This is a genomic window from Methylobacterium sp. J-001 (assembly GCF_022829565.1).
Lineage (GTDB): Bacteria > Pseudomonadota > Alphaproteobacteria > Rhizobiales > Beijerinckiaceae > Methylobacterium.
In genome coordinates this window covers 1-17586 of the sequence record NZ_JAKSYN010000108.1, presented here as the reverse complement: position 1 = coordinate 17586, position 17586 = coordinate 1, and the positions used below count along the sequence as shown (strand labels likewise).

Annotated in this window: 23 protein-coding genes and 1 pseudogene; 7 read left to right on the top strand and 17 right to left on the bottom strand. The window is 63.6% G+C overall.

Features of this window, described 5'->3' with window-relative positions:
- Positions 1-464: 464 nt before the first annotated feature.
- The 16 genes and pseudogenes from MKK65_RS11865 to MKK65_RS11790 all read right to left on the bottom strand — a co-directional run bounded on the left by MKK65_RS11865 (position 465) and on the right by MKK65_RS11790 (position 12335).
- Positions 465-2972: a phage tail tip lysozyme gene (locus tag MKK65_RS11865; protein WP_243957897.1), complete on the bottom strand. Its 2508-nt coding sequence runs from the start codon at positions 2970-2972 to the stop codon at positions 465-467.
- A gap of 27 nt (positions 2973-2999) precedes the next feature.
- Positions 3000-4115 carry a phage baseplate assembly protein gene (locus tag MKK65_RS11860; RefSeq protein ID WP_243957895.1) on the bottom strand — a complete coding sequence of 372 codons (1116 nt, stop codon included), beginning with the start codon at positions 4113-4115 and terminating at the stop codon, positions 3000-3002.
- A 1-nt stretch (position 4116) separates the two neighbouring features.
- Positions 4117-4272 (bottom strand): hypothetical protein, encoded by a 156-nt coding sequence (locus MKK65_RS11855; RefSeq protein WP_243957893.1) that lies wholly within the window; start codon positions 4270-4272, stop codon positions 4117-4119.
- Positions 4273-4392: 120 nt separating this feature from the next.
- Positions 4393-4725 (bottom strand): hypothetical protein, encoded by a 333-nt coding sequence (locus tag MKK65_RS11850; RefSeq protein WP_243957891.1) that lies wholly within the window; start codon positions 4723-4725, stop codon positions 4393-4395.
- Complete coding sequence (locus MKK65_RS11845) at positions 4718-5461, bottom strand: hypothetical protein (RefSeq protein WP_243957889.1); 744 nt, start codon at positions 5459-5461, stop codon at positions 4718-4720. The genes MKK65_RS11850 and MKK65_RS11845 overlap by 8 nt, the downstream gene beginning before the upstream one ends.
- A gap of 287 nt (positions 5462-5748) precedes the next feature.
- Complete coding sequence (locus MKK65_RS11840) at positions 5749-6129, bottom strand: hypothetical protein (RefSeq protein WP_243957887.1); 381 nt, start codon at positions 6127-6129, stop codon at positions 5749-5751.
- A complete protein-coding gene (locus MKK65_RS11835) occupies positions 6126-6350 on the bottom strand; it encodes a hypothetical protein (RefSeq protein ID WP_243957885.1) in 225 nt (74 codons plus the stop codon). The genes MKK65_RS11840 and MKK65_RS11835 overlap by 4 nt, the downstream gene beginning before the upstream one ends.
- A gap of 1 nt (position 6351) precedes the next feature.
- The gene (locus MKK65_RS11830; protein ID WP_243957883.1) at positions 6352-6909 is read right to left on the bottom strand and encodes a terminase small subunit; all 558 of its coding nucleotides are present in this window, start codon (positions 6907-6909) and stop codon (positions 6352-6354) included.
- 172 nt (positions 6910-7081) lie between these two features.
- Positions 7082-7327, bottom strand: a complete 246-nt coding sequence (locus MKK65_RS11825) for a hypothetical protein (protein ID WP_243957881.1) — start codon at positions 7325-7327, stop codon at positions 7082-7084.
- Positions 7328-7332: 5 nt separating this feature from the next.
- Positions 7333-7614, bottom strand: coding sequence for a hypothetical protein (locus MKK65_RS11820; RefSeq protein ID WP_243957879.1), 282 nt, complete (start codon positions 7612-7614; stop codon positions 7333-7335).
- An 869-nt stretch (positions 7615-8483) separates the two neighbouring features.
- A complete protein-coding gene (locus MKK65_RS11815) occupies positions 8484-8732 on the bottom strand; it encodes a hypothetical protein (RefSeq protein WP_243957878.1) in 249 nt (82 codons plus the stop codon).
- Between the two features lie 101 nt (positions 8733-8833).
- Positions 8834-9025 (bottom strand): hypothetical protein, encoded by a 192-nt coding sequence (locus MKK65_RS11810; RefSeq protein WP_243957876.1) that lies wholly within the window; start codon positions 9023-9025, stop codon positions 8834-8836.
- A gap of 385 nt (positions 9026-9410) precedes the next feature.
- Positions 9411-10801 (bottom strand): annotated as a pseudogene (locus tag MKK65_RS11805) (YfjI family protein).
- Positions 10802-10899: 98 nt separating this feature from the next.
- Positions 10900-11193, bottom strand: a complete 294-nt coding sequence (locus MKK65_RS11800; protein WP_243957874.1) for a hypothetical protein — start codon at positions 11191-11193, stop codon at positions 10900-10902.
- 204 nt (positions 11194-11397) lie between these two features.
- Positions 11398-11625, bottom strand: coding sequence for a helix-turn-helix domain-containing protein (locus tag MKK65_RS11795; protein ID WP_243957872.1), 228 nt, complete (start codon positions 11623-11625; stop codon positions 11398-11400).
- Positions 11626-11717: 92 nt separating this feature from the next.
- Positions 11718-12335: a hypothetical protein gene (locus tag MKK65_RS11790; RefSeq protein ID WP_243957870.1), complete on the bottom strand. Its 618-nt coding sequence runs from the start codon at positions 12333-12335 to the stop codon at positions 11718-11720.
- Between MKK65_RS11790 and MKK65_RS11785 the strand changes: the two genes are divergently transcribed.
- The 3 genes from MKK65_RS11785 (at position 12334) to MKK65_RS31165 (ending at position 13969) form a co-directional block, all read left to right on the top strand.
- Positions 12334-13291, top strand: a protein-coding gene (locus MKK65_RS11785) for an IS630 family transposase (RefSeq protein ID WP_279596668.1) whose coding sequence is annotated in 2 segments (ribosomal slippage) — positions 12334-12684 and positions 12686-13291 — 957 coding nt in all. Because the reading frame shifts where the segments join, the coding sequence is not laid out codon by codon here. The two genes, MKK65_RS11790 and MKK65_RS11785, sit on opposite strands and share 2 nt — an antisense overlap.
- Positions 13292-13318: 27 nt before the next feature.
- Positions 13319-13462: a hypothetical protein gene (locus MKK65_RS11780; RefSeq protein WP_243957868.1), complete on the top strand. Its 144-nt coding sequence runs from the start codon at positions 13319-13321 to the stop codon at positions 13460-13462.
- Between the two features lie 372 nt (positions 13463-13834).
- Positions 13835-13969 (top strand): hypothetical protein, encoded by a 135-nt coding sequence (locus MKK65_RS31165; protein WP_279596667.1) that lies wholly within the window; start codon positions 13835-13837, stop codon positions 13967-13969.
- A 168-nt stretch (positions 13970-14137) separates the two neighbouring features.
- Here the strand turns inward: MKK65_RS31165 and MKK65_RS11775 are convergent, their stop codons facing one another.
- Positions 14138-14308, bottom strand: a complete 171-nt coding sequence (locus MKK65_RS11775) for a hypothetical protein (RefSeq protein WP_243957866.1) — start codon at positions 14306-14308, stop codon at positions 14138-14140.
- 792 nt (positions 14309-15100) lie between these two features.
- Here MKK65_RS11775 and MKK65_RS11770 point away from each other — a divergent pair.
- From MKK65_RS11770 to MKK65_RS11755, 4 genes are all read left to right on the top strand, one after another.
- Positions 15101-15283: a hypothetical protein gene (locus tag MKK65_RS11770; RefSeq protein ID WP_243957864.1), complete on the top strand. Its 183-nt coding sequence runs from the start codon at positions 15101-15103 to the stop codon at positions 15281-15283.
- A 100-nt stretch (positions 15284-15383) separates the two neighbouring features.
- On the top strand, positions 15384-15743 hold the full coding sequence (locus MKK65_RS11765; RefSeq protein WP_243957862.1) for a hypothetical protein: 360 nt from the start codon (positions 15384-15386) through the stop codon (positions 15741-15743).
- Positions 15744-16197: 454 nt separating this feature from the next.
- Positions 16198-16485: a hypothetical protein gene (locus MKK65_RS11760; protein ID WP_243957860.1), complete on the top strand. Its 288-nt coding sequence runs from the start codon at positions 16198-16200 to the stop codon at positions 16483-16485.
- 399 nt (positions 16486-16884) lie between these two features.
- Positions 16885-17358, top strand: coding sequence for a tellurite resistance TerB family protein (locus tag MKK65_RS11755; RefSeq protein WP_243957858.1), 474 nt, complete (start codon positions 16885-16887; stop codon positions 17356-17358).
- Positions 17359-17586: the final 228 nt, after the last annotated feature.

The window sequence follows — 17586 nt, the reverse complement described above, 5'->3', positions numbered from 1 at the left end:
GAAAAAGCCCGCGCCGGCGAACCGGGCGGGCTAAGTGGCCATTGAGCTTGGGAGCCCCTCGAATAACTGTCCGTGAAGCTGAGTCGCATCCCCCAATTGAAGGATGCCTCGCGCCAACAAGAAAGCCCCGCGCGGCTGGGCCGGCGGGGCTGAAGGTTGTGATCTCAAACTCGGGGAATCAAAAATCACGGTGACCATACCGCAACTGCTGACGTAGGAAAGCCCGCCACGATGCTGGATCGGGCGGGCTTTCAGCCTCGGACAAAGGTGTCACCGCGGAGTCCGAGGCTCTGATGTCGCCAGCTGTTGAGACGGGCGCCGCACACAGTTGTAGTGCTGCAGTGCAGCAAAGAAACCCGCCTCTCCAGTGAGCCGGGCGGGCTGAAGTTGTCATTGGGCTTCGAGCGCTATGCATGGCTCGGCCGACGCTGATTCGCTTCACCCTTTTGGATGATGGGAGGGTCTCACTCAGCCTTCGCCATCTGCCGCCCGTGGTTCTGCACGATGTCGCGGAAGAGGCGCCCGGTGGCTGAGGTCGTGACCTTCGCGTCTGGTCCGGCCTTCTGAACGTTGACCACCACGGAGCCGTTGTTCTCGACCTTAGGCCCAGCCACGACACCGGCACGGCCGGCGGAGGCATCGAGTCGGCCCTCGCCCTGCTGCATCGCCTCAAAGGCCTTCCGAGCCTTCTCCCGGGCGGCCCAGCCTTCACCGTCCGCCTGGCCACCACGCAGGCGGTTAGCGTCTTCCATGGTCAGCCCAGGGGCATCCTTCATGCTGTTGGGCTTCAGGACGCGGGGAGCGCCGTTCGGCAAGACGTCACCGGCAAGGCTCGGCAACCGACCTGCCGTCGCACCAGCCTGATCGCGACGCAGGCGGTCGAGGAACGGCTTGCGAAGCTGGTACGCCAGATCGTACTTCTGCGGGTTCTCGTACTTCGAGATGCCCTCGCGTAGGGTCTGCTCATCCGTGGGGGCGGCCATCATGGCATCGTAGGCCCGACGATGGCTCACAGCCCCCGGCAGGCCCAGCATCTCCATGCGGTGGTACTGCTGCTGCACACCCAGGTCGGTCCACGGCTTGCCCTGGGAGCCCGCGAACTTCTTCAACAGCGGGAAGCGCGGGTTGCCCTTGGCGTCGCTCCACTGAGCCGTCCCGAACGCATGCGGGACTTTGTTCGCGTCGTGATCGCCCATGGCATCGGGATCGAGGTTGAGCCGGGACTCGCCCTGCATCATGGCGATGTCGGCCATGGCCTTGCCCTTCGACATGCCGAGACCGCCCTCGGCCACCGGACGCTGCAGGAACTCCATCCACGAGGCGATGCGGGCACGACCGGCATCAGTCAGTCGGCCGCCGGCTGCCCGGCGTCCATCGTTGCCAACATAGCCACCAGAGGGATCCGCCGGCGACACATCAGGCCGCGGGCCAATTGGTGCAACACTGGGCCGGCTGGCACCCAAGCCGTTGAACCGCCCGCCGCCACCTGCCGGACCCTGCTCACCGCTATAGCCCGGCCCGGAACCGCCGCCCGGCAGGTTCGCACCGCGACCGAGCCCAGGCATCCGCCCGAAGCCGCCACCGCCCGTATAGGCTGCCGACTGGATGCGGGCACCGGCGAAGGGCCCGTCGCCGTCAGCGGAGCTTTTCTGAGCCGTGGCGTCGCCGGTGTCCTTCTGGCGCAGCGCCCGGATCTCCTCAGTCAGCTTCTCCATCTCACGACGCAGCCGGTCGGCCTGCTCGCGGGAGCGGTCGCTGACCGGGCCGATCTTCTGGGCAGCCTCAAAGTTCTGCAACTGGCCCTTCATCTGATCGAGACGGTCCTGCTTGGCCAGCACGTCGTCGCCCGGCAGCGGCGCGAGCTTCCGGGCCAGAGGGCCGGAGCCGCCATCGAGGTGCCGGAACGCCTCGACGTACTTGCCCTCGTTGAAGCTACGGATCGCCGCCGCGATTTCCTTGATATCGTCGGCCAGGGGCTTCACCAGCGCGGTGGTCGAGAGCAGCATCTGCTTGGCGCTATCGCCGGCACTCTTCCAGTCGATCGCGTTCAGCTCACGGGCGATGTCCTGAAGGCCGCCACGCAGCCCCTTCACGAAGTCGCCGCGCTGATCCTTGGCGATGCCGTCGACCCACTGGGTGAACTCGCTGGCGAACGGCAGCACCTCCCGAGCGATCGTCGTGCCGATCGTCTGCATGGAGGTGCGCAGGTCGGCGATGGCCTGCTCGAACTTCTCGGCCTGGAGGATGGCCTTCGGGTCGAGCGGGCCGAGCCGCTGCTTCTGTGCGTTCCACACGTCGGCCAGCTTGCCGAGGTGCCCGTCGGCGATGCGCCCAAAATCCGAATTGCCGAACACGTGCTGAGCGAAGATCCCGCGCTCGACCGGATTGCGGATCGTTTCCATGAATTCGAGGCTCTTGCGGAGCTTCTCGCCCTCGTCGGTCGTGCCGCGGATGTCCTGGGCGAAGTCCTGAAACGCCTTCCGCCCGGCCGCGTCGGTGCCCTGCCGGTTGATCCACTGGTAGGTCTCACCGATGCCCCGGCCGAACTCCCGCATGTTGCCGGCGAAGGTCTTGGTGCCGGCGGCGACCGCGTCCTGCTCTAGCCCGAACTTGCGGGCGACGGCGCCAAAGGTCTGCAGCGTGCCGGCAGCCACACCGGTTTCTCGGCTGAGTGCGCCCAGGCTCGACAAGTTGCTGGAGAGCTTGTTCAGCGACATCGCGACTCCGGCGACCGCCGCACCGGCCGTCAGACCGGTGATGCCGACCGTCGCCAGCGCGGGGTTCAGGATCGTGGTCGCGGAGCGCGCCGTGGTCTGGATCGCGGCCTCGGCCTTGCCCATACCCTTCGCCAAGGTCTCGCCGTGGCTGGCGCCCTGCCGTGACACATCGAGGAGCTGAGACCGGAGGCTCTTGAGAGGGCCGCTGAATGCATCGACCACTTCCGCGCGCATGCGCAAGGCTTCATCGGCCATGGCGGCCTCCTATGTCTGTACGGGCGCTCAGGTGTAGAGCCCCGCCGGGGTGCCGCCGGAGCCACCTTGGCCGGGGCTGGATTGAGTCTGGCCACCGCCGTTGAAGGCTTCTGGCAGGACGAGGTTGATGTCGGTGGTCGTGCCCTGCGGACCCTGCGAAGAGGTCACAGCTTGGATCGCCAGTTGCATGCGGTCCTTAGTAAACAACATCGGCGAGTAGACCGACACGACATCGCCGATGTGCTCAAGCCAGAGGCTGTTCTGGTCCTTGAACCAGCCCTGGACCTTGATGTTCACATTGATCTGGTTGGCGGGACTGAAACCGTTCTCGTGTTGCGCCCGCATCCCCATGTCGGCCTGGTCACCTCGCATATCCGCAATTTGTCGGAGCGGCGCATGCTCCGTGACCGCCGAGTTCTTCACCGTGGCGGTCACGTCCCGCGCGGCGTCGCCGAAGGTCTGATCGTTCCCCGGCTGCTGGCCGATGGACTGGATCTCGGAAAAAGCGTCCCCGTAATCAAAGACCGCAGACGCCCCGAGGATGTTGCGGCCTTCCTCAAGCTCGGCGATGGCCCCGGCTTGGGCTTTCAGCCTGTAGCCGACGATGTCAGCGCCCTGTCCAGGCAACAGGTAGATGTTCCGGAAGCGACACAGGCGCTCGATGAACTCAAAAACAGTCTCGCCAGCCTGAACGTTGACCTTCGGGAACGCCTTGTCAGCACCGGACATGTCGCCCTTCAAACTGAACTTCACGCCGTAAGGCTTGAGCACAGAGTTGGCGATCTGGCTGAGCGAGTAGTTTTTGAACTCGCCTTTCTCATGGTCGACGGTGCTGCGGGCGACCACCTGCGAGCGGGTCGTCCCGGTGATCTGCAGGCCGTGCTCCCGGGCGTCGAAGGCGGGCTGCCGGCCGGTGATGCGCCCCTCCGAGACTGCCTGGCGACCGCCGAGGATAACCTCGCAAGGATCGCCGATCCCGAGATTCAGGTCGGCAAAGTTCGGGGCGGTCTCAGCCGGCGCGGCTGCCGTGAAGGCGAACTTCGGGAACAGCTCGACGCCGGATCGGGTGACCGACACGGTCTGCCAGTTCAGGTAGTTCTTGCCCTTCACTTTGATGGAGGCGACTTCCTGCGGCTTGGGCATGTCAGGTCACCATCTTGGCGGGCAGCCACATGTTGCCGGTCCAAGCCATCGGACGTCCGTTGATCATCCGCGTCTCGCCGACCGCGGGCCAGCCGGGCGAACCGGCGCCACGGGCGTCGCCGGGATCGACGGGTGCGGTATTGCTGGCGTCTGCCATCGTCGGCTCCGTGAGGCTGTGAAGGGGTTGGCCGCGCCTGCGGGTTCTCACCGACGCGGCCATCCCTCGACCCGGACCAGCTGCACCGCAGGCCAGGGGAGGCGTGAAAGGGGTTGGGCGCTACCGGCGGCCGAGGGCGGCGCCGAGCTGCTGGCGCTCGGCTTCCCAGGCTTCCACGTCGCGCTCGACACCGCGGCGGATCTCGGCACGCCGCTCGCGCTTCTGCGCCTCGGTTAGCTCGGGCATCGGCTGGCGGAGTTGCCGGAGGGCAGTTTCGTGCCGGCGGGCGTGGAGAAGCCGCTCGCGCGATAGCTCGGCCTCGCGCTGATTGCGGATCTGAGTGTGAGCGGCATCCACCTCGGCCTCAATCTCAGCCCGGATGCGCTGGCGCTCGCGTTCCTCGATCTCACCGCGACGGGCCTGCCAGGCCAGAAAAGACTTTTCGCTAAACATTGTAGGCGCTCCCGGCCTCGATGGTTCGCCCGGCTCGCGGTCGGCCCCAATGGCTCGCCGGCCAGACGTAGGACTCACCCCCGGTGATCCCGGGCAGGTTCGTGAACTCAATCACGGATCGGTGCTCGACCGCCGGGTGCAGCGGGAGCGGCAGTTCGATAGAGCGCTCCCGACGCTCCCAGAGGCTGGCAGCGTTCGGCCCGTACTCTGGGCAATCGGTGGGGCCGGCGCGCAGTCCGGTTTTGCGATTGACGAAGTAGATCTCCGTCTTCGTCAGGCCGCGCACGTCCGGGTAATACTGGCCGTCGAACTCGGCCTCCAGCATCGTGCTCAGCGGGTCGGCGCCGTCCGGTAAAAGCTTGTTCGCCTCGATGATGACCTGGCGTAGCTCGCGGGCGCGCCGCAGGATCTCGGCCAAGGCCTTCGCGGCCGGCAGATACTCGCGCTCCAGAACCCGGCGGCCCTCAGTCAACGCCTTCTCGGCCTGGGCGTAGGCAGCGCGGCGGTGGGCCTGCTCGGCCTGAGCCTCTGCCGTCTCGATCTCGCCGGCCAATCGTGTGCATCGTGCTTCGGCCACGGCAACCCGGCGCTCGACGGCGGCCAGCGCGGTCTCGTGCGCCTCCAACTCGCCCACGTCCTCGGTCGCCAGCACGGCATCGCGGCGCTCAGCCAGATCGGTCTGCGCGCGGACAGCATCGGAGCGCTCGGCCTCGGCGGCATCCAGATCGCGCCGCAACCGCTCAAGATCCACAGCGTCGCTCGCACTGCCGCTGCTTTCCTTTCTCTGCTTCCTACCCATCAGAGCCATGCGCTCACCTATTCCTCAAAATCTTTTGCGGCTCGTCAGTGCCTTGACCAGCGAAACATGGCTGCGGGGCCCGGAGGCACTGTTCCCGATGTTCGATTGAGCCGCGGAACCGTCAAAAGGGCGCCCCGTCCATAAGTACATCCGATCAAAGCAACACGGCACGCGCAACGCCGCAATTACGGCATTCACGGCACAAGCGCTGATTTTCGGAGTTATTAGGCCAGGATGTCGTTGAGCCGGCGGATAGATACTCGCCAGCGCCCGCCGTACATCTTGCCGATGCCGCGCTTCCGGCACCACCGGCCGATCGTGTCCGGGCTACGGCCAGCACGCGCTGCGGCCTCGGCCCCCGTGAGCAAGTCAGGGTGATCGGCATGGCTAGGCCAGCCGTCCAGTTCGGGCTCACCCGCGCCCCGCTGGCACTGGTCGATGTAGGTCCAGACTGCCGACTGCGCCGACGCGGCGACACTCTGCGCAGCGCGGGCACGCTCAATCAGATCGGCCAAGATCGGATCGGCGAAGGTCAGGCTAGGCGGCGTCTGCATCAGCGCCCAAGCATCTGCCTTGGCCCTCGACAGCGGCGCGGGCCGGGTCATTCATAGATCCCGTCACCCAACACTCGATAGGGGCGCACCTGCGGTTTGTTGCGGGTCAAGCGTCGGTTCCGGCGAGTGCGGTGAAGCGTGCCGGTCTCAGGGTCACGATAGAAACCCGGCTCCGGCGCATCCCAGAACTGCCGTTCCTCGGCCTTCGGAACGACGATGCGCCCCGACATGGCGGCAGGGGCGTTCTGATTGGGCTGGTTGTCGGACGCCATGTCAGTTCTCCCCGGTTCGCGGCAGCCGGACGACGCGGCTTCGAACTTCATTGAAATGATGTTCAAAATCGTCGTGATCGTAGAGTTCTCCGCGCATAGAGGCGACACGGGTCCAATCCGGTTCTGTACTCGGCGTGTTGTACCTGTCCATGACAAAGTCACTAATCCCGTTCTCAGTGAGATAATCAGCCACGCATTCACCGATGTGCGTGGCGGACTCATACTCAAGCGCGAAGATCTGTTTCGAGGTTAAGCCCATCGCGAAAGCGGTTTCTGCGATGCGGCTGTAATGCCGGGTGATGAGATAGCCGAACGCCTTAATAAGCAGCGCTTGCTCGCTCGATGGCAGCTGGAATGTCTGGCCTTCGTGCCATACCACTCGTCCCGTCGAGATGTAGCGATCGACCCAACCGCGAACGGCGCGTAGATCGAATTGCGCAGCGACGCCACGGCGGCCAGGCTTCAAGATCGGGCAGCCGCGTCGAACCCATGAGTCCACGGTCGGCAGGCTAACCCCAAGCTGATTTGCCAACTCGTTGCGCGAGACGACTTCAGTCATTCGTTCGGCTCCGGAATAAATAACATAAAGGCATTTTGAAATGTTGCACCTAGAGAGGCGATGAACTCGCGCGGACCCTCCCTTTGGGGGGTGGTCTAGGAGGACCCGGGAACTTGAATGGGAGGCATTTGACCGGGCACCATCCCTGCGGAGAGCCCCAGCGGGTCCCACCTCACTGGGCAGCGGCACTTGCAACGGCGCGCTGCATGACCTCGGCGTCGATGGTGCGCTCGATCGTCTGCCACCAGCGGTCCTCCTGGTCTGAGACCATCTCGCCGTAGCAGGCACCGACAACGACGATTGGCACGCCTGGGAAGGCAGCTTCGGCAGCGGCGAGCGGGCAGCGCCCGGCCTTCTCAGCCTCAGCCATGACGCCGATGATGCTGGCCTTCACTTCCTGTCGAACGGTCAAGCGCATCGGTCTCAGCCCCTTCCTACGGCGGTGGTCAGGGCATCGAGCCTGGCAATGTTCTCGGCGCAGTCGCGCTCGATCCGGCGCAACACGAGTGAAGCCGATCGGAAGGCTGTCTCGCGATCTTGGTCCGTTAGCTCGGGCCAGCGGTAGCGGATTTCCTGACGGGCCTTGTTGGGATCCTCAGGCAGATGACGGCCCTCTGCGACCAGGAAGGCGAAGATGCTGGGCGTGCGCTTCGCGGCTTCCGTCAGGAGGAAGGTTGCGAGGTCGGCCGTGGGGTCGGTGACCATCAGGCGGCGCGCCTCAGGGCAGCAGTGGGCCCGGCGGGGCCAGGACCGTCATCCAAGGTCGGGAGCGCGATACCGTCGGCCTTCAGCTTCTCCCGCAGGGCCTGACGCATCCACTCGGCTGACGAGGTGCGGGCCTGACGTGCGGCGCGGGCAACTGCATGGTTCAGGCCGGGCTCGGCTCTGAAGCGAACAGGTTCGGAGAATTCAATACGGTCGGCATTCATCTCGGGCGCACCTCGTGTGCAATCGATATCCCAAGATGTGGTGTAATTTGGTGGCTAGATGCAAGCGAGTGGCTAATTGCGTTCAGACGTTCGCTGCTATTCGCCGTTATTCATCGCTGTTCGCTGCTGTCTCTTGTTGGTCTTGGTATGGGTTGTTTTGTCGCACATTAAGTGTGAGATCTGTTAGCTTCCTAGTTTGGATGGGGCTCGGTCTGGTTCTCCAGAGCGATCAAGTCGGTCTGGCCTCTTCTTGATCATGCGCGTGATGATGCAGACCGAGGCCAACCAACTCGCCTCTAGAACGCAGACCTTAAGGACGATGTTAGCCAAGACATCACCGAACATGTACCCATTGATGGAGCCAGCCACTCCTGCGGCTAGCGCTATGGCTGTCACGATCGGAACCAACAGATACCAGTTTAATAGCACCCCACACGTGGCCCCTAGCAGGGCGATCAATAGATATCCCATACGCTACCACCAACTCCCGCTTAATCCCCCTAAAGCGAGGAAGAGCCAGGATGGTACAACGGTAGCGTGCATAAGGCGATGCAGAATTTGTTGCGACAAAAAGAACAATTCGTCACATCGATCCAGCTTCGATGTTTTTGATAAAATTTTATCGACTTGAATTTAGGCCAGGTACTAGCGAAAATTCATCGCAATCAGATATCCAGCAGCGCCAACAACTACGGCCCACATTACCCCAACCAGCGCAAGCATGATTAATTTGCGAAAAGGCATAGACACATTTTGGAAAGCAATGTGCTTTCCGCTTTCCTGAGAAGTAAAATCAAGATTGAGAAATTTGCAGATAGTGTCCATTGCGCGGATCATGAGTGGCGTCACGATTGAATACCCTAACTCCATAAATTCATTTGCACCTTCCGGCATCCGTCGCATTACGCCGATGGGAATGGATCCACCATCAAGCCGGCACGCGAATTAGCCGAAAGAGGTACGCGAGCCGATACGCACCTCCCTGCGAATAAGTTTCAGCCGCTCGCCCGGGATCGCGCCCACTTCCGATCACGCTCGGCCTGCATCTCCCGCTGCTCGGCCTCGTAGGCCGCCTGCTCGGCCAGTTCCTTTAGGAGCCTGCGATCCGCCGCGGCGGCTGCCCGACGCCGTTCCGCATCAGCTTCAGCCCTCTGCCGAAGCACTTCCTCCAGGGTCGGCGGCTTCACGGGCTGCTTCGGTTTCGCCCTAGGCGGGGTCCGACGTGACGTGCGGGGCGATGGCCACGGCCAATCCATTCTCGGCGGGGCTGGCCGAGAGCGTCCGACGGCAGCCTTGGCTTCCGCTAGCGTCACGCCGGCCGACGAAGCAACACGCTCGGCGGCGGCAAGGCCGGCAGCCCGTTCACCGGCTGTAGCGCCGCGCTTGGCCAATGCGAGGCACTTCTCAAAGCGGTCGCGTTCCGCCGGGGTCATCGTGAGATCTCCAATTTTTCGGTTTTGGAGGTGCCCCGTGCGAAACTTGCGAATTTTGCGAAAGTCCGTGAGCTCAGAACGTGAACTTTCGCAGCTTTCGCAATCTTCGCAGCGGCCATGCTGATTTCTGAAGTTTCAATCATGCCCGTCCGGCCGCTCGGATCAGGCGCGGGCGCTCGCTCACTTCCTCAACGAGGTTGTGCTCGATCAGCGTGCGGACGGCGGCATCAGCTTCCTTCTTCGTGCGGGTCGGTGCCGGGCCGAGCCGAAGCACGTCGCTGAACTTCACCGCAGCCTCGTTGCGGTTGCCGAGCCAGTCCAACAGAGCCTGCGCCCGGAGAAGCGCCGGATCGGTCCGGCAAGCCTGCTGAAGGCGCAAAGCCTCGTCGGTGTACCATGTGGTCAGGCGCACGGCCGCGGTCATGATCTCGGCCGAGATCTGCGAGGCGTGCTCGTCCGCCACGATAGCGAGCACCCCGGCGATCCGGGCAGCATGCTCGGCTGCCTTGGCCGCGAAGTCCCTGATCGGACGAAGGTCGCCCCCCGCGCCGCAGCGCTCCTCGATCCAATTATAGAAATCGCGCCACCGGTCCTCGGCCGTGGTGCTCATCGTGAGTTCGCGCGGCATCAAGCCCTGCACCCGGTCGGCCTCCGGGGCCCTTTCCAGCAGGTTCAGCATGCAGGCGTGGTAGCGGCGGATCTGATCGGCATCGTCCGTGGTCACAGCCCGGAACAGGCGCGTGCCGGCGATGCTGTCAGGCGCCGCCACGAGGATTCGTGACAGTAGCCCCTGGTCCCGCAACACCGGATCCGACAGGAAGACAGCCGCCGCGTCGGGCTGCACCATCAAGTGCATGGCCAAGCGCCGCCCCTTTAGGATCGACACCCCGTCGAGAGCCCGCACCCGCGTGACCGGCTTGCCGTCCCACAGGATGGAGAACCCAGCCGCCGTGCGGAGGCGGTTTTCGGCCGCCATCCCGTGCCCACCGGTGAACTGGCCGCCCTCGGCTGTGAACACCCCGAGTGCGGCGGCATGTTGGGCCAGCTCTTTACTAAGCCTTCGAAGGTCGGCTCGGCGGAGGTGAGCACCGGCCGCACTGGCGCTTGCGGTTCGGGGCCGAGCTCCGTCAGCAAGACCTTGCGAGCCTCGAACACCAGCTTCCGATCGTTTTCGATCTTCTTCTTCTCAGCAGACCAGGCGGCATGCGTGACCGTCCAGTCCTGATAGTCGCGGCCGTGATTTTCCTGCAGCGCGTCCTCACGCCGGGTGACCGACCACAGCGCCTCGTTGTCTGTGGTGGTCTTTCGGTCGCCGGAGAAAGCGCTGCTGACGAGATAAAGGCTGAGGGGGCGGCGCTGCCCATAGGGCATCCGAACGTCGGCATGGGCCTGCGCGGCGAGCGAGGCGGCTGCGAGGACAGACTGCGCGGCGATGGCGGCCGGCGCCTGAACCTTGCGCGCGATGGCGCGAGCGGCGTCACCAAGAATAGGGCCGAGCGCGTCGAGCGGGTACGGCTCGGCAGGCGGCATCGGCGGGAACAGCGGCAACGGCTCCGACCTCGCCGAATGGTGGTTGCCCTGTTCAATGGGACGCGACCGATCTAGCTCGGCGGCGAATTGTTGCGCTCTCATACGCGCGCCTCATGATTCGAATGGGGGTGGGAGGCGGGCGCGGGCTGCCGCCGCTGGCGCTCGCGTTCCAACTGCTCGGTCAAATCACCGAGCAAGTTGAGGGCGGCCCGGAATTCAGCCGCCGCGCACTTCATCGAATACCGGAGGCCGGCATCGTCGCGCATGGCCGCATAGTCGCCGGCCATGTTGGCGCGCATGCTGACGAGGGCCATCAACTCGGAAATATGAGCCCGATACTTGTCAGGGTCGCCATAAGCGTAATCGTTGGGGTTGAGGGTGGGGGCGCTCATGCGCGCCTCCAGTTCTCGGGAAGACCAAAGGCGTGAGCCGCGATGACTGCGGCGACGGCTGGGCTGCATTTCAGGCGCGCGGTGATCCGGCGCGCTTGAAGGTCGGCGTGGTGTGGGTTATCTCTGAGATCGTCAGCCGCCAAGCAGACATTTCCCAGAGCCCTCGGCGTACCAGCGCCGGGGGTTCTGACGTTGTAAGCCAACCTATGCGGCCTCCTGCTCAAGAGATGCGAGGTAGCCGCGAAGGCTATCGGCTGGGATCAGGGTCTTCACTCCGATCTTGATCGACCGCAGCTGCTTTTTGGCGATAAGTTCGTACACAGTGGTGCGACTGAGACTGAGGCTATGGCAGACCTCGTTCACCGAATAGGCGAGTTTCTCGGTTGACGCGCGCAGGTCTCCCCGCGCCGCCTTAAACTCCTTGGAGTTCATTTAGGCTATTCCTTCTGTGTCAGCACGTGTCCGCGCTGATAAGAAGAACGTGAACCTCTACAGGCGCCCATAAAAGCGCGCCCAAAAATATTTCATTCTGGGTTTTGGGCTTTCCGAGCAGTTTCCTTCGGCTTAAGCTGATTTAACCGCTTCCCATAATGATTTGTAATTCTTTTTGTTGATATGGGCGGCGCTTCCTTGCCGTATACTTCGCGGTACCAATCGATCAGTACATTGGCCCAATCAGTCTGCGTTTCATAACGTTCCTGAGCGGCAGCTCTGCGCTCGATTTCAGGGCCAAAAACCTGAACAACATTCGGTCGACCGGGGATTTTCTGCTTTTGCCCAGTAATTCCGCGAAGCTCCGGAATGAGCTTGAATAGTGCTTCCTTCTCAACCTCGATGACGTAGTAATCTATCTGCGGAACGCGCACACTTTCAGTCTCGCGTGAATGCCGATTAAAACCGGCAGGCGACCAAGCTCGGGAATTTGCCCAATCAAAAATAATCGGGCTCTCTTCCCATCGCCACTCAATATTCGTTACCAGCTTTAGATCTTTGATGCGCTTACCTTCAACAAGAGCGCGGCGGCTGATAGCGGGAACCTCGCCGTGCCAAAGGGCTGGAACTAGAGCGTCGTGAGCAAAATCAGACTCGTGGGTTGCAGTTGTGGATTGATCCTGATTCGCTTCGATGCGGAGGTGGATCATGGGCGGCTGCTACTCGTTGGACCTTCGCGAGCGTGTCATCCAGTTCGTTGCGGACGGCAGCTCGCGGCGGGCGGCAGCGCGGCGGGTTGCCGTCAGCGCCAGTTGCGCGATCAAGCTGGTGCAGCGTCAGGTTCGGACCGGGTCGGCGGCCCCGGCGCGCCAGGGGCGGCCCAAGGGCGGCGGCAAGCTGGCGCCGGTGGCCGCGTTCCTGTTCGAAACGGTCGAGGCCACCCCCGACATCACTATGCCGGAACTGGCCGAGGCCCTGCTGGCGACCCACGGTGTGACGGTCACGCCGGGAGCCCTGTCGCGCTTTCTCTGCCAACGCGGCTTCACATATAAAAAAAGCCCTGATGGCCGCCGAGCGCGCACGCGCGCCCATCCCTGAGGAGCGTCACGTGTGGCGCACCAAGCGCCAGCCGCTGATGCGGTCAGCCTGCCATCGCTTGGTCTTCCTCGACGAGACCTCGGTCACCACCAAGATGACCCGCCTGCGCGGACGCAGCCGCAGGGGCAAGCGGCTGCACGCCGCGGCGCCGTTCGGCCACTGGCGCACCCAGACCTTCATCGCAGCCCTGCGCTGCTCCAGCCTGACGGCCCCCTGGATCGTGGACAAGGCGATGAACCGGGCCACCTTCGAGACCTACATCGAGACCCAACTCGCCCCGACCCTGACCAAGGGCGATGTCGTCATCCTCGACAACCTCACCGTCCACAAGAGCCCGAAGGCGGCTGCCTGCCTCAAGGAACGTGGCGCCTGGTTCCTATTCCTGCCGCCCTACTCCCCCGACCTCAACCCGATCGAGGAAGCGTTCTCCAAGCTCAAGGCCCATCTGCGCAAGGCCAAGGCCCGTACCTTCGACGCCCTCTGGCGCGCCATCGGCGACATCTGCGACCTGTTCGAGCCCCAGGAATGCTGGAACTTCCTCAAAGCCAAGGGATATGCGTCTAATTAAAGTTCCGATGCTCTAGGAGTACGTCGCGTGCTGAACACCTTGCTGGCCCTACTGGCCGTCGTTGTCGTCATGCTTGCCCACGGCATCGCCAAGCTCGTGCTGCTGCCCTTCCGGGTGGTGCGCGGCCTGTTTCGGCATACCCCCAAGCGCGCCCGGGTGACGGCCGCCTAACCCACCTGATGCATGATGCCCCTGGGCCAAGTTGCATATCTGCCCGCCGCTGGTGAGATCGGATGCTCCCCCGCCCGTGAGCAGATCGGGGTGGGGCCGAGCGCCCAGCGCCGGCCACGGGGATGCGTTATGCCGATCGGCCGGGAAAGGGTGCTGTCCGACGACGCGCTGGACCGGCTGGCGTGCGAACTCTTCGCCGAGGCGCCGGCCCAACACCCCCAGAAGCCGCTGCGCAGGTCCACAGGTGACGCTGCCGGTGATGTCGGGGTCGATCTACTCGATTGGCTAACTGATGCCGGTGACGACGCTGGTTGTGGGGACGATGGGGACTGAGCTGATTGGCGCTCAGCAATCGGTCGAGGGCAACCGAGCGTGGCTGTCGGCGTTCATGAGGAAGCTGCGCCGTTCGGCGCTGAGGCTTCCGTCATACTCATCATCGCATTGCTCGTCGCCGGTACGTTCATGCTGGACGGCTCGTTTTCAGTCATCGCCGTGCTGGCGGACTAACCGATGGCAGGGGTCGGGCAAAGGCATAACCGGCAGCGGCGCAGCCCCGAGCGGCAAGTAAGTGGCAACGGACACGCGCCACCGCGCGGGGCCATCAAACCACTGGATCTACCCAATACGATGTTCGGGGCGGATCTGAGGGACGGCAGTAACGCCACGCGACCGCGGCTACCAACCGAGCCCGATCTCCTTCGTCTGCTCAGCGGGTTTTGCGCTTCCCAGCCACCAAGTCAGGGCGTTCAGGGCTACGCGCGCTTCCTCGCGCACGGACGGTTGGAAAAACCCACGTCGGTCGAGATCCTGCGCCAGCGCATCGGAGGCGAGCAGCGCATCCTCCATCGCCATCTCCAGGGGCGATGTCGGCACGTCAGGCGACGCAGGTTCGTCACCGTGTTCTCGGCCGTTAGCCGCACCGCGTCGCCCATATCGCCCATTGCCGTCTCGACGATGTCGGTCCACGGCCACAATGACATGGCCAGGATCGAGGGAAGATCGTCTGTTCCATGCGCACGTGCCGCTTTAGGTGCGCAGCCTTGCCCGAAGAGCGAACCATCGGGAGGTGCCAGTGCGGACTTAGACACGGTCACCGCCTGCCATCCGACCAAGATGAAGGGCATGGCGTCGTGACCACCCGCGAGTGCCCGACCCTCGGCGCATCCTCGCAGAAGGCCTCCGATGAGAAGGGCGGCGAAGGCGGCAGTTCAGCTAGGCTGAGCAGGATTTGCGCCCCTTGGATAGCTGCCAGCGTCGTGGGTGGTGCGTCGTGCTGTCGAGCCTCATCGTTCAACCTGTCCAATTGCTCGGACAGCGCCTCGGCCCGCCTTTTGTCTCGGCCTGCGGGAAAGGCGCCGAGCAGATCGATGAGCGCGTCCATGAAGCGGCAGGACGAAATCGGGAGCGGGGCAGCATCGTCTTGCAAGATACGATCCTGGGTGCGCCGCAAAGCCCATCATGGGACCGCTTCGCAGGACCTCGCTCCTGCATTTGACGGGATCGGGGCGCAATTCTGCTGAAGGGCAGTACGAAATCCATCGAGCGTACCCCTCCCCTCAGGGGCCGGATCGGCATTGTGGGCCAGTGTGCCAGCCGTCGTGAAGAAAGCGTAGCATTTGGACGGGCTACGGATTGCACATGGACCTATCCGACCTGGAATTCTGGGCCTTCCTGACGGCGGCTATCCCCGCCCTGTTCCTGCCGGTCATCATCGTTTGGTGGAAGGGCCATTCCGTTGTCCCTATCGCCTTGCTCAGCTTCGTGTTCTGGCCTGGAGCTCTAATCGTGGCACTGCGGCTACGACGACGGCAGGATGTGTAACTTCGATCGCGGTGGGAGACTGGACGCTATCGAGTGTGGCCTATCCGCTCTCGTCTCCTCGGCAAGGATCAGCGTAGTTCCCCCGAGCGAAGGGTTATTCATGAACCGCTACACTGCTGCGACCCTGCTGATCACGGCTGGCTTGGGAGCCTGTCAAACAGGCGCCTCAGGACCGCAGCAGCTCACTTCTGGACTCCGAGGCGCCGCGCTTCTCCAGGAAGATGTCGCCCGCCTCAGAGCGGATCGCGATGCCCGGCGCATCAGCTACACGGAATGGGCCGGGCGCACCCAGGCGGCCGCACGGGCTAGCGTGCCGCTGAGCGCGCAGGAAGAAGACGCACTGGAATACCGCAAGCAGCTCGCACGCCGTGTAGACGCGGGAGAAATGACGCCGGCACAGTTCGATCGCGAGAATGAGCGCGCCCTGCAACGGCTGAAAGCTCAACGCGGCAGAGCCTAACCGACAACAAACTCAACCTACGCCCGCTATAGCGACCGCCTCTTCCCACCGGCACGGTTGGGGCGATTGGATGATGATCGGTGCGGCGAGGAGATTGAAATCTGGCAGCCATGTAGTTTCAGCCTGCGCCGCTTCTGAAGCGTGCCGACCATGCAGAGCAACCCAATCGTTTTGCGGTTGCTCGCTGCACTGCGATGGCCTAGCTTTGCACTGCGGGATGGCGATGGCGTCGCGATCTCGCAGCCCTGAGAAGGGCGTTTCCTCCCTAGACTTCGGGCCGCTCCTTCGGGGGTGGCCTTTTCTTTGTCCGGGGCGGACTCGGTAGTGGAACCAAACGTTGGCGGCAAGCAAGATAATGCCGACTGCGATTGTCCCCCGCGGAAGCCTGAACGATATTGATTGCGAGGACGTTCAGACCAGGACCGATCGAACCGATCCGGTTGGAGGAATGTCCATGTCGATCAAGACAATCGTTCTCGCTACTGCGCTCACTGTCGCGATGGCAGGAGCAGTGATGGCGCAGACACCTGCTGGCGGTGGTAGCGCCGAGGGCAACATGAACAACCCGGGCAGCGTGAAGAGCAACTCCGAGAAGTCCATGGAGACCGGAGCAGGCTCAATGAGCACGGGCACGGGGCCCGGCACGAGTGGTGGTCCGCGCATCGATACGCCTGGTGCGCCTGCGGGCAGCGGCTCCGGCAACGGCACGACTGGCAGCGGTGCGGCCCCGAGCGGTAAGTGAGCAGTAGATGCCCCGCGGACGCGACCACGGGGCATCGCCCGATGCTTACTGTAGGGTTAGGCTATCGACGGTCTCGCTCGGTCTCAGCGTTCCTGAGAACCGTGCGAGGTGGCTAAGGCTCGGCTCGTTCAGGCCTCCGGCGTTGGCGCAAGTCGCCAGTGCGATACCCACGAGAAACCGAGCCTCGGCCTCTGTCACTTCCCGGCTACTCAGGGTGCTGGAAGCGCCGCCCACTGCCAGCACCGCCTGTCGAAAGGCAGGATCATTCTGTAGCTCTACCAGTCGGGTCATTCGAAACTGCCGAACGAGGAGGTTTTGCCAAAGAGGCAAGCTGATCGAGGGCTCTAGCATGCCATCCACAACTCTGCAGGACCGCGCTTCAAAATCGATGAGGTTGAGATGAACGCCTTCAAGGATTTGCTGACCCGCTTCGGTCGGACCGTTACGGCCTATGCCGGCGATGAAGCGCTGATGCAGGCGGGGATCTCGGCCGCGGCCAATGTCATCGTGGCCGATGGCGAGGTGGCAGGTGACGAGTTCGAGACGGCACTCGTCGGTCTGCGCTCCAACCCGATCATCGAGAAGGGCTACGACCTCCTGATGCTGGAGGAGGCGCTGTACGAGGCGATCGCTCGGGCACGGACTCGCGCCGGCCGGGTGGAAAACCTACGCCGGGTCGCTGCAATCGCAGGCCGTCCGATGGAGCAGCGGCAGGACGCGTTCTTGGTGGCCGCTGATGTCGCTGACCATGACGGCGTCAGCGAGATTGAAGACAAGGCACTGACCGAGATCGCCGCGGCCCTGATCGTCAACAAGCCTGAGCTGATGCAGACCGCGATGGCTAGGTCTACGCCAACCCCGTCCGCTGTGTAGGCTCTCCGCCCTCAATCAGCATCCCAACCCACGTCCGTAGCGCCCTATTTTCCGATTGACCAAGGGGGGGGGGGGGGGGGGGGGCACGGGGAGCGGTGCCCCACATCCAAACCGGGGCTGCGAAATTCGGGTCGGAGACCTCCAAGCAACATGCAGACGTGCCGATCACTGCCAGGCGTTGCCTCTTCTGAGACACAATCACGTCCCGACCTCAGCTCACGCTCTATC